This is a genomic window from Staphylococcus coagulans (genome assembly GCF_002901995.1).
GTDB lineage: Bacteria > Bacillota > Bacilli > Staphylococcales > Staphylococcaceae > Staphylococcus > Staphylococcus coagulans.
Map to the genome: position 1 here is coordinate 60,137 of NZ_PPQN01000012.1, position 18,297 is coordinate 78,433.

At 36.9% G+C, this 18,297-nt stretch carries 12 protein-coding genes, 1 pseudogene and 1 riboswitch; of the genes and pseudogenes, 10 read left to right on the forward strand and 3 right to left on the reverse strand.

The window, feature by feature from the left end; all coding sequences use genetic code 11:
• Positions 1-280: 280 nt before the first annotated feature.
• The 3 genes from galU (at position 281) to melB (ending at position 4,212) form a co-directional block, all read left to right on the forward strand.
• Positions 281-1,144, forward strand: coding sequence for a UTP--glucose-1-phosphate uridylyltransferase GalU (galU, locus tag CD118_RS03560; protein ID WP_103356264.1), 864 nt, complete (start codon positions 281-283; stop codon positions 1,142-1,144).
• Between the two features lie 199 nt (positions 1,145-1,343).
• A complete protein-coding gene (locus tag CD118_RS03565) occupies positions 1,344-2,651 on the forward strand; it encodes an anaerobic C4-dicarboxylate transporter family protein (protein ID WP_060829348.1) in 1,308 nt (435 codons plus the stop codon).
• A gap of 208 nt (positions 2,652-2,859) precedes the next feature.
• Positions 2,860-4,212 (forward strand): melibiose:sodium transporter MelB, encoded by a 1,353-nt coding sequence (gene melB / locus CD118_RS03570; protein WP_103356265.1) that lies wholly within the window; start codon positions 2,860-2,862, stop codon positions 4,210-4,212.
• Positions 4,213-4,429: 217 nt separating this feature from the next.
• Here the strand turns inward: melB and CD118_RS03575 are convergent, their stop codons facing one another.
• The gene (locus CD118_RS03575) at positions 4,430-5,365 is read right to left on the reverse strand and encodes a nucleoside hydrolase (RefSeq protein WP_060829350.1); all 936 of its coding nucleotides are present in this window, start codon (positions 5,363-5,365) and stop codon (positions 4,430-4,432) included.
• Positions 5,366-5,591: 226 nt separating this feature from the next.
• On the reverse strand, positions 5,592-6,467 hold the full coding sequence (locus tag CD118_RS03580) for an alpha/beta hydrolase (RefSeq protein WP_050329864.1): 876 nt from the start codon (positions 6,465-6,467) through the stop codon (positions 5,592-5,594).
• Positions 6,468-6,636: 169 nt separating this feature from the next.
• Between CD118_RS03580 and cls the strand changes: the two genes are divergently transcribed.
• The 3 genes and pseudogenes from cls (at position 6,637) to CD118_RS03595 (ending at position 11,614) form a co-directional block, all read left to right on the forward strand.
• Complete coding sequence (gene cls, locus CD118_RS03585) at positions 6,637-8,127, forward strand: cardiolipin synthase (RefSeq protein WP_060829352.1); 1,491 nt, start codon at positions 6,637-6,639, stop codon at positions 8,125-8,127.
• A gap of 119 nt (positions 8,128-8,246) precedes the next feature.
• Positions 8,247-8,349, forward strand: a riboswitch (TPP riboswitch).
• A 191-nt stretch (positions 8,350-8,540) separates the two neighbouring features.
• On the forward strand, positions 8,541-10,277 hold the full coding sequence (gene thiC / locus CD118_RS03590; RefSeq protein ID WP_103356266.1) for a phosphomethylpyrimidine synthase ThiC: 1,737 nt from the start codon (positions 8,541-8,543) through the stop codon (positions 10,275-10,277).
• A 322-nt stretch (positions 10,278-10,599) separates the two neighbouring features.
• Positions 10,600-11,614: pseudogene (locus CD118_RS03595) on the forward strand (HoxN/HupN/NixA family nickel/cobalt transporter).
• Between the two features lie 134 nt (positions 11,615-11,748).
• Here the strand turns inward: CD118_RS03595 and CD118_RS03600 are convergent.
• Positions 11,749-12,927: a CynX/NimT family MFS transporter gene (locus CD118_RS03600; RefSeq protein WP_103356267.1), complete on the reverse strand. Its 1,179-nt coding sequence runs from the start codon at positions 12,925-12,927 to the stop codon at positions 11,749-11,751.
• A 108-nt stretch (positions 12,928-13,035) separates the two neighbouring features.
• Between CD118_RS03600 and CD118_RS03605 the strand changes: the two genes are divergently transcribed.
• From CD118_RS03605 to CD118_RS03620, 4 genes are all read left to right on the forward strand, one after another.
• The gene (locus CD118_RS03605) at positions 13,036-13,584 is read left to right on the forward strand and encodes an XRE family transcriptional regulator (protein ID WP_050329869.1); all 549 of its coding nucleotides are present in this window, start codon (positions 13,036-13,038) and stop codon (positions 13,582-13,584) included.
• Positions 13,585-13,884: 300 nt separating this feature from the next.
• On the forward strand, positions 13,885-14,499 hold the full coding sequence (locus tag CD118_RS03610) for a DedA family protein (RefSeq protein ID WP_103356268.1): 615 nt from the start codon (positions 13,885-13,887) through the stop codon (positions 14,497-14,499).
• A 350-nt stretch (positions 14,500-14,849) separates the two neighbouring features.
• Complete coding sequence (locus tag CD118_RS03615; protein ID WP_060829357.1) at positions 14,850-16,169, forward strand: Nramp family divalent metal transporter; 1,320 nt, start codon at positions 14,850-14,852, stop codon at positions 16,167-16,169.
• Positions 16,170-16,657: 488 nt separating this feature from the next.
• Positions 16,658-18,262, forward strand: a complete 1,605-nt coding sequence (locus CD118_RS03620; RefSeq protein WP_050331926.1) for a BCCT family transporter — start codon at positions 16,658-16,660, stop codon at positions 18,260-18,262.
• Positions 18,263-18,297 lie beyond the last annotated feature (35 nt).

Below are 18,297 nucleotides of genomic sequence, written 5' to 3' on the forward strand. Positions count from 1 at the left end.
GGTATAGATTATATTAGCTAAAATGATTGAACCCATATTGAGTTCCATTTTGCGTTCACTTATAAGTGCTAGATGCTATGTTCATTGAAAGAACTTTATAAATGCATAGCTACATGTGGAAAGAAACATTTTTATGTGAATTGTACATACGATCTGTCCATTTAAATCAGATATAACAGAATATAAGGGTAATTACAGCTTGATTTTGATGTTTATGATCGAAAGTCTGTTGAAGAGTTTGAATCTGTATTTAAATCATAGATGAGTGAAGGTGAAGAGGATGAAAAAAGTAAAAAAAGCGATTATTCCTGCGGCGGGGTTAGGTACACGTTTTTTACCTGCGACTAAAGCGATGCCGAAAGAAATGTTACCGATATTAGATAAGCCAACAATTCAATATATTGTTGAAGAAGCGGTACGTGCTGGCATTGAAGATATTATTATCGTGACAGGGAAACATAAACGTGCGATTGAAGACCATTTTGATCACCAATTGGAATTAGAAAATAACTTAGCTGAAAAAGGTAAAGATGCGTTATTGGAAAAAGTGCGTCATTCTACAAATTTAGCGAACATGTTTTATGTACGCCAAAAAGAGCAAAAAGGTTTAGGCCATGCAATTTGGACAGCCAAACAATTTATTGGAAACGAACCTTTTGCCGTGTTATTAGGTGATGATATTGTTGAATCTGACACGCCTGCTATTCAGCAATTGATTGAAGAGTACGACCGCACTGGTAAATCTGTCATTGGTGTTCAAGAAGTGCCTGAACAAGAAACGCACCGCTATGGGATTGTTGATCCAAAATCAAAAGACAATCGCTTATATGAAGTGACAAAATTTGTGGAAAAACCAGCGCCAGGTACAGCACCATCAAATTTAGCGATTATGGGAAGATATGTGCTAACACCAGACATTTTTGATTATCTTGAAAATCAAGAAACAGGTGCAGGCGGAGAGATTCAATTAACAGATGCGATTGAGCGTTTGAATCAATCTGAACAAGTTTTTGCTTATGATTTTGAAGGGGAACGTTTTGATGTCGGTGAAAAAATTGGCTTTGTCAAAACGACGATTCAGTATGCTTTGAAAGATGAGGAAATGTCAGAAGAAATTCGTCAGTTTATCCAAACTTTGAAGTAGAACATCCTATTACAACGTAAATAATACAATAAATGAGAAAACGTGAACGACGTTATCGACTTGATACCGTTGTTCACGTTCTCTTTTTATTTTTTCAATTGTTACAATTTAGCCATTTATCGCTTTATTTATATATTAAACTGCTCATTTAAATATGCTAAAATATTCACATGAAAATTTAGAAAAGAGGAAGAAAAGAATGCTTCTTTTTGCGATAGAAATATTGATTATGATACTCGCAATTGTTTTGGGCCTACGAACAGCAGGCGCATTGGGTTGTGGGATCTTTGCACTTTTTGCCCAATTAATTATGATTTTTGGGTTTGGTTTACCCCCAGGTTCTGCACCTGTTACAGCTGTGCTGATTATTTTATCCATTGGGATTGCAGGCGGTACACTTCAAGCAACAGGTGGGATTGATTATTTAGTTCAACTTGCTTCAAAAATGATTGAACGTTTTCCAAAATCAATTATCTTTATCGCACCGATGATTGTTTTTGTATTTGTGTTTGGTATTGGGACAACTAATATTGCGTTATCTTTAGAACCAATTATTGCTAAAACAGCATTGAAAGCGCGCATCCAGCCTAAAAAGGCACTTACCGCTTCCGTATTAACAGCAAATATTGCATTATTATGTAGTCCAGCGGCTTCAGCAACTGCCTATATGATTTCAGAGTTTGCAGGTCTAGGGATTACAATGGGACAATATCTCTCCATCGTTTTACCTACGGCGTTAATAAGTATGTTGATTCTCAGCTGTTTTAATACATTTGTGGGTCGAACAAAAATAAGTGAAGCGCAAGCGCAAACGATGTTACAACAAATGATTATTGAAGATAAACAAGAGGTTAAGACTTTTGATAAACGGGTTAAATGGGGTGTCTTCACATTTATACTGGCAGTCATCTGTATTTTAACTTTCGGTATTTTTCCGAAAATCGGACCTACATTCCATGTAGACGGCAAAACGGTTCATTTACAAATGACCGATCTTGTCCAACTATTTATGTATACGAGTGCAATGATTAATCTTCTTTTAGTGAAAGTTCAGCCGAATCAGATTTTAACCACACATATTGCGCAAGCTGCAATTGGTGCAATTTTTGCGGTATTAGGGCCAGGTTGGTTAGGGGCTACCATCTTTAGTGCACCTGCTAATCGAGAAATGATGGAAAATGGGATTGGGAGTCTCATTTCACAAGCGCCTTGGCTTATGATTATACTTGTTGCTTTAGTGGCGATGATTGTGATTTCTCAATCTGCGACCGCATCTATTGTCGTGCCAATCGTGTTGAGTCTAGGCATACCACCGACTTTCTTTATTGCAATTGCACAGACATTAAACGTGAACTTCGTTATTCCTGCACAACCAACGATTTTATTCGCTGTCGATGTTGATGAAACACGTACAACAAAAGTAACGAGTTTCTTAATTCCAGGATTCTTTTTAATTACGACGACGGTCATTGTCGGTCTGACAATCCGATCATTATTAGGAATGTAAAAATAGGATTGTTTCGTTTTTAATCGAATCATAACTTTCAACTTATAGATGAAGTAAGACAGAATACGTAGATTTTACGTGTTCAGGTCTTACTTCTTTTTTGGAAGCATAATCACTGATTGTGGCATCATAGCGCAATGGAACGGATGAAAGAATTATGCTATTTTTATTAATGCTTTTGCCTATAAACTGAAAAAGGGGATTCAATTTGAAAGTGCAATTAACCAAAAGTCAAAAATTATCATTTGGAGTAGGTGCCGTCGGTAAAGATGCTGTATTTAATTTAGTCAGTATTTATTTTATGTTTTATGTGACGGATATTATTAAACTATCCCCCGTTTTTGTGGGGTTTCTTTTTTTTATTGCAAGAATATGGGATGCCATCAACGATCCACTTATGGGGATGATGGTCGATCGAACGCAGCATCGCTTTGGCAAGTTTAAAATATGGCTAGGGATAGGAACAACGACAAATGCACTGTTTACACTCTTATTATTTACGAACTTTGAATTACCTCAATTCATGATGTATGTTTATGTGTCAGTGATGTATGTATTGTGGGGGATGACTTATACGATGATGGATATTCCTTATTGGGCATGGCTACCGAATTTGACACAAGATTCGCGAGAACGTGAGAAGATGTCTGTGATTCCACGCTTTTTTGCGAGTTTAGCTGCTTGTATGATTGGAACATGGGGGTTGTATTTGATTGACCGTTTGAGTCAAATTTTAGGTCATGGACATCTTTCAGTCGGTATGTTTATTGTGGCACTTTTTTGTAGCGTACTTTTTGTAGTGACAATTGGTGTGACGCTCATAGGTGTTCCAGAAAATCAGTCAGTTAAAGTTAAGCCGATTCCTCGATTACCTTTTAATAAAATCAAACAGATGCTTTTTCATCATCATGCTTTATTAGCTATGATGGGATTACTCTTATTTTTTAATTTAGGCATGCAGTTACTTAATGGCACACTTATTTATTATTTCAAGTATGTCATCAATATTGAACAATATTTTGTATATTTTAACAGTGTGATATTTATCGAAATGCTTGCGCTAGTATGTTTGCCTTTTTGGATAGGGCATGTAGGCCGTCAAAATGCGTTTAATAGTGCGATGTTATTCATCATTAGCGGTCTTGTTTTGATTTTATACTCAGGCTTTGTAGCACCGCATCAATTGGGATGGATTTTATTTGGAGGAATGGTTCTTAGAATCGGTACGGGTTTCATGCTAGGTATGGTGACAATTATGCTCGCGGATGTGATTGATGATGGGGAAATACAATTTGGACGACGCCACGATAGTTTAATTACTGCGACGTATACCTTTGTCACTAAAGCGTCACATGCATTATCCGGTCTCATGATTGGTGCCGGTATGTCGCTATTTCACTTTATTCCAAACCAGCATCAGCGTTTTGAAACGCAAATGGGGATACGTATATTAGGATTGATTTTGCCGATACTATGCATTGTAATCAGCACTTTTTTATATCATCAAACGTATCCATTAAAAGAGAGCAGTAAGATTAAAAGAGGGCAAATATCATCATAAAACTTTTAAAACATTTTTAAACATAATTGGATTCATTTGTATTTTGTTCAGTTTCTATCGTCAAAGATAACAAGGATTGCGCAGCACACAATATCAGCATATGCGCAATCCCAACCTCTACAATTCTTTTAATGAATTAAAAGCTTTTTTGTAAACTAAAATAAATTATATCTCAGGCGTGACGTATTATTGTGAATGTATTAGATCATCAATATATTTAGACTTTTTTAGCAAGCTCTGTAATGTATTTAAAGAATGCATCATGTTCAACATGATTGATCACTTGAATGAGACGTCCGTTTTGTTCATCTAAATAAGTTCGACCTTGGCTAGGCCCTTTTGTATAAACGGAAGCTTTTACTTCCTCTTTTTTAACAAGTGAAGGTTGACCGACATAAGCTGTCGTCAAAACATCCCATAAAAAATAAGTCGAATTCGTTTGAAAATGTGTTAAAGGTGGAACAGCTGCATAGCTGACGCCTAGGAAGTCAACACCCGGATAGTGACGTTCATCTGCCCACATTTGTCGGATATTGAGTGTTAGTGGCACTTGGTTTGTACTTTCAAGTGCGACCATATCGATTGGAATGGCGCTATCAAAAACGGTTTTTACCGCTTCTGGGTCCCAAAATGCGTTCCATTCTGCTGTTCCATCATGTTCAGGTTCTTCGACGTTACCACGTTCTAAAAATGTGCCGCCCATCCAAACGAGGCGTTCAATTTTTTCAGTAATATGAGGTGCGGTTTGTAATGCTTTCGCTAAATCAGTTAAAGGTCCTGTAAATAATAACGTCACGGATCTCTCAGAAGTTTCAAGACGCTCGATGATATCTTGATATGCAGGAACCGTTCTTAACTGTGATTGTACAGGAACCTGTTCATTTAAGATAGGCAAGGCATCCATGAAAAAGGCATGCATACGCCAGTCTTTTGGAAATGGATTTTTACCGCGTTCTTCTGAAGCGGCGACATCTAGAGGGTAACGAGAAAACCGATTAATAATTTTACGAGAGGCGCTCTCTGCAGGCTCAACATAGCTATCTGCACCAATCGCACTGACACCGATTAACTGAATATCCTCCATCTGTAAAAGTAAAAACAGTGAAATGAGATCATCTACACCGCCATCATGGTTAAAGTAAACGTGCTTCATAAATTTCTCCTTATATTGAAGTAGTTGTATAAATACGACTTATACTATGTTCAATGTACAACGCGTGCCGTGGAATGACAAGTGATGGGCTACTTTTTGTGTTGTAAGTCAGGATAGACAGTGGGAGATTGATAAAAAACGAGCCAGAAAGTAACGTGATGTTACTTCTGGCTCGCTTGCATGGTATAGCGATTTTAAAAATGCGTGATGTTTAAAGCGTAATCGTTTAAAACGTAGTGCCGCCTTGGCGTTCATCTGTAAAGTAAATCCATTGAACGATGTCTTGGAAAATAAGTTCATTGTAGCTAGATTCATTAAAAATTTCATGTTGTAAGTCTGAATAGATACGTATAGCTTTATGTTGTGAAGCAATCTCATCATAAAATTGTAACGAATCTTTTGGATTAACGATAGGATCCGCTTGACCGTGTAAAATCAAAACATCATCTACAAATGCGTCTGGGTTTTCTTTAAGTTCGATAACACCATCCACAACGGCATATGCAAGACCCATCGAAATTTCATTTGGAACGAGTGCATCGTGGATATAATCTCTAACCACATTGAGATCAGAGCAAATGCCTTCTGATAAAACATTTGGAACGTACGAATCTGGAGGTGTTTGTCTATCGCCGTATGCTTCTTCAAAGAAACGATTGTTATCTCGAGTGACACCGCCAGAAGTTATAATACCGTTCACACGTCCAGGGTAGCGTGTACCATAAAAGGCAACATTGTAACCGCCCATGCTGTGGCCGATTAAGTATATTTTATTACCGAAGTTGTCTTTTACATATTGAACGACTGCATCTAAGTCTTCTATAATTTGATCTTTATGATCATAGTATGTTTGTTTACCTTCAGAACGTCCATGTCCACGTTGATCATAGCGAATGACATTGATAGAATTTGAAACTAAAAAGTCAGTAATTTTATCATAACGGTCTAAATGTTCAGCTAAGCCATGAACAATAATGACATTAATTTGTTCATCAAGCGTTTCATCATCTGGTAGTTCAAAATCAAAAAGTCTTTCTGCGCGTGTGATTTTAGCATAAAGTTTTGTTCCATCTTTAGACGGGATATAATCGATATAGCTCATTATAAAACCTCCTTTGATGATTTCTTTTAGTTTATCCCAAATGAATTTAAAATGGAAAATTTTTGTCATAATTTATTTGGTTTAATTTATTCATTATTCAGTTAAATGCTAAAAAACAATAATTGCGTTATAATGATGACATTCAAAAATAGATAAGGGGGAGCCACCATTGCAACTCATATTTGATCCGAACGTCAATATGATATATAGAATTGTATCAGGTGCTTTTTTTCTGATAAATGTTGTTTTAGCATTGTTTATTATCTTTTTAGAGCGGGATCGACGAGAAGCAACAGCGACATGGGCTTGGCTGTTGTTATTATTTATTATGCCGATATTCGGTTTCTTGCTGTATTTATTTTTCGGGCGAGCAGTAAGATTGAAAAGCTCACGTTATGAACAAGGAAAAGAAATCGAGGATGCGCGAACGCGCGTCAAAAATCAAAAGCAGCAGTTCATTGATCACACTTTTAAAACGGAAAATCCTGTCGTGGAGAAGCAATCTGACTTAGTAGAAATGATGTTGACACGTGAAGTAAGTTTTTTGAGTGAAAATAATCATGTGAAGACGTTTACTGATGGACATGCACTTTTTGAAAAGATGAAGCAAGATTTAAAAGCAGCCAAAACCTATATACACATGGAATTTTATATTTTGAATTTAGATGGTCTTGGTAAGTCTATTCTTGAAATCTTAAAAGATAAAGCGAAGGAAGGGCTTGAAGTCAAACTTCTATATGATGCGGTAGGTTCAAAACAGTTAAGAAAGTCAAAATTAAAAGATTTAACTGAAGCAGGCGTAGAGGTTGAAGCGTTTTTCCATGCGAAAATTATTCCTTTCGTTAACTTTCGCGTCAATAATCGGAATCACCGCAAAAACGTAGTCATCGATGGCGATATCGGTTATGTGGGTGGCTTTAATGTAGGGGATGAATATTTAGGTTTAGATGAAAAAATGGGTTACTGGCGTGATACGCATCTACGTATACAAGGCGATGGTGTAGATGCGTTACAACTTGGTTTCATTCACGATTGGAACTCACAAGTTGCTGATGAATATCAACTTGATTATAGTGAACGTTATTTCCCAGAAAATGCACGAAAAGATGGCCAAGTTGCTATGCAGTTAGGTCTAAGTGGACCGAACAGAGATTGGCCACAACTCGAATTCGCATATTTAAAAATGATTATGAATGCGAAGTCTACCATTTATATGCAGTCGCCTTACTTTGTCCCTGATGTGGGCTTCGTAAATGCGTTGAGAATTGCTGCAAAATCAGGTGTCGATATTCATCTAATGATTCCGAATAAACCAGACCAACCTTTCGTTCATTGGGCGACATTGACAACGGTTGCATTGTTAATGTATGAAGGTGTCAATGTCTACACGTACGAAAATGGCTTTATTCATTCTAAAATGATGGTTATCGATGGAGAAGTGGCGTCCGTCGGTTCTGCTAATATGGATGCGCGAAGCTTTAAATTGAATTTTGAAGTGAATGCGTTGATTTACAATCAAGATATTGCTAAATCATTGATTTCTGCATTTAAAGAAGATTTAAAAGTCTCTAAACAATTAACACCTGAACGATATGAACAACGTTCAAATTGGGTTAAATTTAAGCAATCGATTGCCAAATTAGTATCACCGATTTTATAATTTGAGTTTTGTTTTTAAATAAATCGGTCCAACGATACGCATATGAAAAATAGCAATTTTATAAGTTGAATTGTCATTTTACATTTTTAATGTTACGATAAATTTGCAAAACTTAAATATGAACTTGCTAGGGGTGCTTTAATAAGCTGAAAGAGGTGCAAGCCTCAACCCTTTGAACCTGATCTAGATCATACTAGCGTAGGGAAGCAAACGAAATGATTTTAAGATAAAGTGGTTTTTGAAAAGCTGTCTATTTTGGTTTGTCTTTCATAATGAAACGAGCCATCTCAGAGCGCCTACCACTTCATAATATATTCGTTTCTTTAATGCGCACTCAATTTTTCTAGAGTGCGCATTTTCTTTGGTTTTCAGTTGAATTAAAGGCCTCGAGCATATATTAGGAGGCAAAGGGAATGAAACAAGAACAAATTGAATTGAAGAAAAATTTTCCGGCAAGTCAGCGTATTTACAAGGAAGGAGTAGATCCCGATATCCACGTCCCCTTCCGTAAAATTCAGTTATCTGACACAATCATGGACGCGGAAGTACGTCACAATGACCCAATCGTGGTGTATGATACAGCAGGCCCTTACCATGATGATCATTACGAAGTCGATGTTACGAAAGGAATTCCTGCATTGCGTGACAACTGGATTGAAGCACGTCATGATGTTGAACATTATGAAGGACGCCGTGTGCAATCGATTGATAATGGTTTTAAGACAGCGTCGCATCAAAATTTAGTGACACATCCTTTTCAATATCAACCTAGAAGAGCAAAAGCGGGTTATCAAGTTACCCAAATGCATTATGCTAAAAAAGGATGGATTACGAAAGAGATGAAATTTGTTGCATGTCGTGAAAATGTCAGTCCAGAATTTGTAAGAGACGAAATTGCTAAAGGTCGGGCGATTATTCCAAATAATGTCAATCATCCAGAGTCTGAACCGATGATTATTGGTAAAAATTTCCAAGTTAAAATTAATGCAAACATAGGGAACTCTGCAGTGTCTTCTTCTATTGAAGCAGAAATTGAAAAGCTCGTATGGGCAACACATTGGGGTGCGGATACGATTATGGACTTATCGACAGGTAAAAATATTCATGCGACACGTGAATATTTGATTCGTAATTCTCCGGTGCCAGTTGGAACAGTGCCAATCTATCAAGCGTTAGAAAAGGTAAATGGTGTTGCAGAAGATTTAACATGGGAAGTGTATCGAGATACATTAATTGAGCAAGCTGAACAAGGTGTAGATTACTTTACAATTCACGCAGGTGTATTATTGCGCTATATTCCATTGACTGTTAATCGTTTAACGGGAATCATTTCTCGTGGGGGCTCAATTATGGCACAATGGTGTCTAGCACATCATGAAGAAAGCTTTTTATATACGCATTTTGATGAGATTTGTCAAATTCTAAACCAATATGATATCGCAGTTTCTTTAGGGGATGGCTTAAGACCGGGCTCTATTTATGATGCCAATGATGAAAGTCAAATCGCTGAATTAAAGACACTAGGTGAATTGACTGAAATCGCTTGGGCACACGATGTCCAAGTAATGATTGAAGGACCAGGGCATATCCCGATGCATAAAATTAGAGAGAACCAAGAGCTCGCTGATTTTTACTGTAAAGAAGCACCGTTTTATACTTTAGGACCCCTTACCACTGATATTGCCCCTGCATATGATCATATCACTTCTGCAATTGGGGCAGCACAGATTGCGAGTCATGGGACAGCCATGTTATGTTACGTGACGCCGAAAGAACATTTGGGGTTGCCTAATAAAGAAGATGTGCGTGAAGGTGTAGTGACATATAAAATTGCAGCACATGCCGCAGACCTTGCAAAAGGCTTACCAGGGGCTACAGAACGTGACGATGCAATCAGTAAAGCGCGATTCGAATTTCGATGGGTTGACCAATTCAATTTGTCTTTAGATCCTGAACGTGCGAGATCCTATCATGATGAAACATTGCCAGCAGAATCTGCTAAAGTCGCACACTTCTGTAGTATGTGTGGCCCAAAATTCTGTTCAATGCGTATTTCACACAATATTCGAGATGCACATAAGGATCAATTAGAGGGCATGCAAGAAAAAGCAAAAGAATTTAAAGCACAAGGTAGCCGGATTTATCATTAAGCATGAACAACAAGTGGCGTATATGATGAAATAACAAAATGGATTGAGCCATCTATCTGATGTTTAAATCCTATATAAGCAATAGAGGTCGATGATTGGGCGACGCTTGAGTTAAATTTCAAGCGCCATTATCGTTGTCTCTATTGCTATTTTTGTGCGTAATATCAGTATTTGGTAAGATATTATATTTAAAACTGAAAATAATCATTCAATAAATATAATCATTAAAAGTTTATTTGTTAATAATTGTAAAAGCTTTTAATTGTGTTTAGTTCGTTGTATGATTTTATTATTATAAAATAAGAATTGAAGTGATGGAGATATGGAAAGAACTAAAGGCATTAAAGCTACTCTTCCTTATTTTGTGGTGATTCTGCTTTTACATATTTTAGGTGTTGTTTTTCTAATGATCGGCGGTGCAAGTCATCCGCTCATCATTGGGATGGGTGTGGTCGCCTATACATTAGGATTGAGACACGCATTTGATGCGGATCATATTGCTGCTATCGACAATACAGTGCGTAAACTTTTAGAACAACAGCGTCATTCTATGGGTGTAGGTTTTTATTTTTCACTCGGACATTCATCTGTGGTCTTTTTAATGGCAGTTATGTTAGGGTTAGCCGTTCATTGGGCGCAAAGCCATTTAGCAGGTTTTCAATCAACAGGTGGATTAATCGGCACATTGGTTTCTGGATTTTTCTTATTAATAATTGGGCTTTTAAACTTAGTTATACTGATTCAATTAATACAATTATCACGAAAATTGAAATATGAAGAAATTGGAGAGAGTCAAATCAATGAATTGATTGAATCAAGAGGCTTAATCATGCGCTTTGTAGGACCGCTTTTTCAATTAATTAATCAAAGTTGGCACGTTTTTTCCTTTAGGATTCTTATTTGGTTTAGGGTTCGACACAGCAAGTGAAGTCTCATTACTAGCATTATCAGCGGGTGCATCACAGCATACAGTGCCGTTTTTAGGTATCATTGCTTTGCCGATTTTATTTGCATCCGGCATGAGTTTACTCGATACACTAGATGGTGTGTTCATGACAAATGCCTATCACTGGGCATTTGAACGTCCTGCTAGAAAACTTTTTTACAATATCACGATGACCGCTATTTCAGTCATTGCTGCGATTATCATAGGTGGCATTGAAATTATTCAGCTTATTGGCGAAAAACAACATTGGGACCATGGCTTTTTAGGGTGGTTGACACAATTAGATTTTGGATGGTTAGGCTATATTTTAGTCATCGTACTTATACTATCATGGCTTATTGCACTACTTATCTGGAAAGTGGGACATTTTGAGGAAAGATGGCGAGCATAACGATAATAAAAAGAGGGAGCAAGCTGTCGTCTCAAAGATTAAGACGATTCAGCGGCTCCCTTTTTAGTATTCAAAAGTAAAATGCAATATGAAAAGCTTAACGGCATCGTTCATAGTCGTGAACGCATGAAAACTTATTTTCTTAATGAAGCTTCAATCGTTGTATTACGTCCAGCACGTGCGCCAATAATCATAACAGCGATGGCAGTTAACAGTAGGATCAGTAATGAGAATACCCAATGGCCTGTCACATCATGTAAGATACCGAAAAATAACGGTCCAATACATGCGAAGAGATAGCCGACTGCTTGAGACATCCCTGCCAACTTAGCTGCTGTAAGGCCACTTTCAGTTCGTAAACTAAAGAACGTATTTACAAGTCCAAATGCGATACCTAACGCTATCCCAATAATAATGAGCGATATAAGGGCAAGATGAGGTGAAAACATTAAGATTAAGATACCTATTGTAAACAGTGCCCCTGTAAATGCAGTTGGAATAACTTGTGAACGTAGTTTCGTGGCATATAAAGGTGTCACGAAAGTCAATGGAATGATTGCCAGTTGCAAAATAGATAAATAGAGCCCAGCATAAGTAACTGGTATCTCATAAGATAATAAGAATTCTGGTAACCAGTTGATTAAAGAATAGAAAATTAATGATTGCCCTCCCATTAGTAATGTAATCTGCCATGCGAGAGGAGATTTCCAAACGTTAACAGCATCTGTTGTATCCACGGTTACTTGTTGTTCATGATTACGGAGTTGGAAAGTCCAAACGATAAGTGCAATCAAAGTAACGACACCGATAAGACCTAAAGCAATATTATAGTTAAATGATTTGAGTAAAGGTGCTGCGCCATATGATGAAAGTGCGCCAAAAATATTCATAACAACGGTATAATACGCGGTCATAATACCGATACGCATTGGGAATTTTGATTTGATCATACCAGGTGCTAAGACATTACCAAATGCAATGCCGACACCGATTAAAATCGTACCAATATATAATAAGCTGACATTGGTCACACTGCGCATGATAACGCCTATAAAAATTAATGCAATGGCAAAGAACAATGAACGTTCCATACCGAAGCGGTGACTGACTTTAGCGACAAGAGATGAAATAATCGCAAATGCAAGTAATGGAATGATAGAAATGAAGCTGACTTCTGTATTTGTTAAATTTAATGTATCTTTAATGGTTGGTAAGACTACACCTACAGAGGTAATAGGGGCACGCAAATTTGCTGCAATCAGCATGATGCCAATAAAAAGCAACCAATTGATTCGATTAGTTTGTTGTTCCATCGTGTAAACGCCTGCCTTTTTTGATATAATTAACGAAACGTTCTATATAAAGAACACAACATATCGTACATCATGTTCAATATATTGTAAATAGAAGGGGCTTAAAAAATGGAGAATATTAATTCTGTTGTTGCTGAGAACCTCCAGCACTATAGACAAATCCATCGTTTGAGTTTAGATAAAGTAGCTCAAATGACGGGGATAAGTAAAACGATGATTAGCCAAATTGAAAAAGGAACAGGGAACCCAAGTATCAATACTTTATGGAAGCTTGCGAATGGATTGCATATTCCTTTGACGTCTCTGATTAGTCAAGATAATAAGCATATTCAGATTATTGATAAAGCAGACATTAAACCGATTTATAATGAGAATCACTCTGTCGTGGTTTATCCTTATTTTCCATATGATCATGCACACGCATTTGAAATGTTTTGTATGCGAATCGAAGCGGGAGGCGTGTTAGAATCTGATGCACATCAAGATGGTGCGAAAGAATTTATCATCGTCAATGAAGGTACGCTAACACTAACTGTAGGTACGACACATTATGAAATTCAGGCTGCACAAGCGATAAGTTTTAATGCGAATACCCCTCATGTTTATGAGAACAAAACAGATACACAATTAAGAGTTACAGCGACAATACAATATTAATAGAGTGCGGTTAGTCTGTCTGGCAGTGTCCGGGTAGACTGACCCGACAAAGATGAGTTGGATGACAAAGCTTGATATGGAGGCGTGTACAACATAGACATCTACTGTTAATCGTTTGAGGGGAAACCTTTTCTTAGATCAGGATGAGACTAAGATCTTGACTTATCATTTTGTGAGGGTGGCTTACATTATTCTACAAAAGCATAATAAAGCAGTGTAATAAGTTGAATATTGAAGAAATAGACTGTTAAACTTGATGAGTATAAAAGTTTTAACAATATAGGAATCAAAGGTGAAGATATGGAACAATGGATTGTTGATGTGATGGGGCATTATGGCTACATAGGAATCTTTTTATTAATATTTGTGGAGTATATTATCCATCCTTTTCCATCAGAGGTTGTTTTAACTTTTGCTGGTTTTATGACGACAAAGTCAAGTTTAAGTTTTGGAGTGGTATGTGCGGTAGCTGTTGTCGCGGCGACAGCGGGTTCGGTTGTCCTATACTATCTTGGAATATGGATTGGTGAAGAAAGATTATACCGCTGGATTGATCGATATGGTAAATATGTAAGGATTAAACGCAAAGATTTAGATAAAACCATTCATTGGTTTGAGCGTTATGGCCACTGGGCAATCTTCTTTGGCCGATTCGTACCTATTTTAAGAACTTTGATTTCAATCCCTGCTGGTATCACACGTATGAATTTACCCATATTTATTATATTTACAGCACTTGGGACAGGTGCGTGGAATATATTTCTGATCTTTTTAGGATCAGCATTAGGTGATCATATGCAAGAAGTGCTACAGTATGTAGGTCTTTATTCGAAGGTCATTATTGCTATTCTCGTAATCCTACTACTTTTCATGGTTTATCGATGGTGGAGACGTGCCAAAAGAGAAAATGGTTAATGTCTATCACATAGACAGATAATAGGGGCTGTTTCTATGAGTGGAAGCATGGTTATTTGCTGCCAAAATTGAAAAGTGACAGCTAGAGTTCCACATTTTCGACAAAGCTATATGATATGAAGATGAAAAAATGCGTTAAGTTGATTTATATTACAAAAGTCAGCTTAGCGCTTTTTCATTTTAGAGTGAAAGTTAAGTGATTATTATACAGATAATGTAAAAAGTGAAACGTGCTACTTTTCATTTTATGTTAAAGCATATATAATAATGTTATCAATTTAGGTAATCCTAAATTATTTTTTAAATAGAAAATGATTTAAAGGTAAGCCGTTCGAAAAGGGATGAGTCAAATGCGTAAGAGCTTAGAAGAAATTAATGGTACAGTTGTGTTTGATAACCAAGCTGCAAAATGGAAAAAAACATTAATGTATTTAGGACCAGGGGCGCTTGTCGCAGTGGGGTATATGGATCCCGGTAACTGGATTACGTCAATGGCAGGAGGCGCACAGTATGGCTACATCCTCCTGTCTGTTATTTTAATTTCAAGTTTAGCTGCAATGTTATTACAAAGTATGTGTGCACGACTCGGTATTGCAAGCGGGATGGACCTTGCACAAGTGACACGTGAAATGACGAATAGAAAAATAGCAGTCATTTTATGGATTATTACAGAAATGGCAATTATGGCCACTGATATTGCAGAAGTCATAGGTAGTGCCATAGCATTGAATTTACTTTTCCATATTCCTTTATGGCTTGGGGTAACGATTACTGTTTTTGATGTTTTGCTACTATTATTGATTATTAAGTTCGGTTTTAGAAAAATAGAGGCTATTGTCACGGTGCTTGTGTTGACCGTTTTTATTATCTTTGTGTTTGAAGTTTATTTATCGAACCCGTCATGGCCACTCGTCTTAAGTGGCTTTGTTCCGCAAAGTGGAGTGGTCACACAACCCGGTGCTTTATATATCGCACTCGGTATTATTGGTGCAACTATTATGCCGCATAACCTTTATTTGCACTCATCAATTGTACAATCACGTGCATATGGACGAGATTCAGTAGAAGAGAAAAAAGATGCGATTAAATATGCAACGATTGATTCGAATTTACAACTTTCGCTTGCATTTTTAGTCAACTGTTTACTTTTAATATTAGGTGCTGCTTTATTTTTTGGCAGTGGCAAAGCATTAGGTGGATTTTATGATTTACACCACGCATTATTAACTTCGCACGTCTCTGTCGCTTTTGGTGGGGCTGTAATGAGTACATTGTTTGCAGTCGCTTTATTAGCTTCAGGACAAAATTCTACCATTACAGGGACTTTGTCAGGACAAATTGTAATGGAAGGTTTTGTGAATTTACGCTTTCCACAATGGATTCGACGCCTTATCACGCGTGGTTTAGCAGTTATCCCGGTATTCATTTGTTTATGGCTTTATGGCTCTGATCCATCGACAATTGAAAATTTACTGATTTTCACCCAAGTATTTTTGAGTATTGCATTGCCGTTAAGCATTATTCCGTTAACGATTGCGACGAATAACCCAAAAATTATGGGTGAGGCATTCACTAATAAACGTTGGATCAACATCATCGCTTGGACACTGGCAATATTTTTAACGATTTTAAACTTTTACCTCATCATTGAAACGTTTAACTCGCTTTAATTAGAATTAGTTAAAGCCATTTTCATTAAAAGTTATATTGGATTAAAAAAAGATACGCAATGTTAAATGATATTTCAGCGTGTGTCTTATCATTTTAAGCCTTCAGAGGTTGAGACAAATGGAAAGTCTCAACCTTTTTTTATGCTGAGGCGCCTCTCCTTACAGCCTATTCAATAACAGACAAGCCAAAGAAATACAAATAAATATTTATTCACTTATATGGTATAAAAATACATAATTAGAAACGTTAAATTAATTCTTAACAATTTTAATGTACTTTATAAAGGCGTTTTGACAATATTTATAATCTCTAAAAGTTATATATATTCAAATTAAGCAACTTGTGATTATGTATGATATTTGCATTAACTATTATTTTTAGATAACCTATTTCTTGTATAAAAAACGTTTAGACATCGTAGATTGCACAACAAAGGGATCAAAAATTAAATAAGGGGTGCTTTAAAGTGCATAAAAAATATAAGCTAATGGACTGGGTTGTTTTTATTGGAACAGCAATCGTGTTATTAATGGCTGTTATTCCGATGATGGTCTTCCCAGAACAGAGTCGCTCAGTTGTAGTTGCGATGAATAATTTCGTCACTTCAAAACTCGGCGCGATTTATCTCGTATTGGGGTTAGCGATTTTTTGTTTTGTTTTATACATAGCATTTGGTAAATATGGGTCTGTGACTTTAGGTCGTGCGAGTGATAAACCCGAATTTAGTGACTTTGCATGGGCATCCATGTTATTTTGTGCGGGCATTGGCTCGGACATATTATATTGGGGTGTCATCGAGTGGGCATATTATTATCAAGGCCCGCCTCATGGTGCAAAACCTTTATCTGATGAAGCACTTAACTATGCGACGATGTATGGCATGTTTCATTGGGGACCGATTGCATGGGCAATATATGTACTCCCTGCCTTACCAATTGGGTATCTCGTATTTGTGAAAAAGCAACCTGTTTTTAAAATCAGTCAAGCTTGTCGACCAATATTGAAAGGTCAGACAGACAAATTTTTAGGAAAACTCGTTGATATTTTATTCATCTTTGGACTTATTGGAGGAACAGCGACATCACTGGCTTTAGGGGTACCTATGATTTCAGCCGGTCTTGAAAAGTTATTTGGTATAGATGGAACAAGTATGGTCGTAAAGAGTATCGTGCTCTTATGTATTACAATTGTATTTGCATATAGTTCATACCAAGGTTTGAAAAAGGGAATTCAAGTTTTAAGTGACTTGAACGTTTGGCTTTCCTTCATTTTACTTGGCTTTATTTTTATCGTTGGACCAACGATTTTTATTATGGAAACGACGGTAACTGGCTTTGGGAATATGTTGAAAAACTTTTTCCAAATGGCCACTTGGTTGGAGCCGTTCGGTGGCATTGGCGGACGTGAAGAAACGAAATTCCCACAACAATGGACGATTTTCTATTGGTCATGGTGGATTGTTTATGCGCCATTTATCGGTCTGTTTATTGCGCGAATCTCAAAAGGTCGTACTTTAAAAGAAGTAATATTAGGAACAATTGTTTACGGTACATTTGGTTGTGTGCTGTTCTTCGGTATTTTTGGCAACTATGCTGTTTATTTACAAATTTCAGGTCAATTTGATGTGATTCATTATTTAAATGCACATGGTACGGAGGCAACGATTATTGAAGTGATTAGTCATTTGCCGTTCCCACAAATTGTTATTGGCTTGTTTATTATTTCAGCCTTTTTATTCTTGGTTACAACCTTTGACTCTGCGTCGTATATTGTCGCAGCGGCAACACAAAAACGTGTTAAAGGAGAACCGATTAAAGCCAATCGATTATTTTGGGCGTTTGCTTTATGTTTACTTCCATTCTCGTTGATGCTTGTCGGTGGTGAAAAGGCACTTGAAATACTACAAACCGCTTCTATTGTTGCGGGTGTACCTTTAATTGTCATTTTTATCATTATTATGATTTCGTTTATGATGATTCTAGCAGGGGATCGGATTGCGCTACAATCACGTGCCGATCGTTTTAAACGTATTGAACGCCGATCGTTGAGAATTTTAAGAGTAGGCGAAGATGAAGAGGATGACAACTTATAAAAAATAGGAAAAGCTTTATGACGTCTTAACGGGCG

Bases quoted from the DNA above. Each gene is read 5' to 3' on its own strand.
- CD118_RS03605 (WP_050329869.1), top strand. From the start codon at position 13,036: ATGGAGAATATTAATTCTGTTGTTGCTGAGAACCTCCAGCACTATAGA.
- CD118_RS03615 (WP_060829357.1), top strand. From the start codon at position 14,850: ATGCGTAAGAGCTTAGAAGAAATTAATGGTACAGTTGTGTTTGATAAC.
- CD118_RS03610 (WP_103356268.1), top strand. From the start codon at position 13,885: ATGGAACAATGGATTGTTGATGTGATGGGGCATTATGGCTACATAGGA.
- thiC (WP_103356266.1), top strand. From the start codon at position 8,541: ATGAAACAAGAACAAATTGAATTGAAGAAAAATTTTCCGGCAAGTCAG.
- CD118_RS03580 (WP_050329864.1), bottom strand. From the start codon at position 6,467: ATGAGCTATATCGATTATATCCCGTCTAAAGATGGAACAAAACTTTAT.
- CD118_RS03600 (WP_103356267.1), bottom strand. From the start codon at position 12,927: ATGGAACAACAAACTAATCGAATCAATTGGTTGCTTTTTATTGGCATC.
- CD118_RS03565 (WP_060829348.1), top strand. From the start codon at position 1,344: ATGCTTCTTTTTGCGATAGAAATATTGATTATGATACTCGCAATTGTT.
- CD118_RS03620 (WP_050331926.1), top strand. From the start codon at position 16,658: ATGGACTGGGTTGTTTTTATTGGAACAGCAATCGTGTTATTAATGGCT.
- galU (WP_103356264.1), top strand. From the start codon at position 281: ATGAAAAAAGTAAAAAAAGCGATTATTCCTGCGGCGGGGTTAGGTACA.
- CD118_RS03575 (WP_060829350.1), bottom strand. From the start codon at position 5,365: ATGAAGCACGTTTACTTTAACCATGATGGCGGTGTAGATGATCTCATT.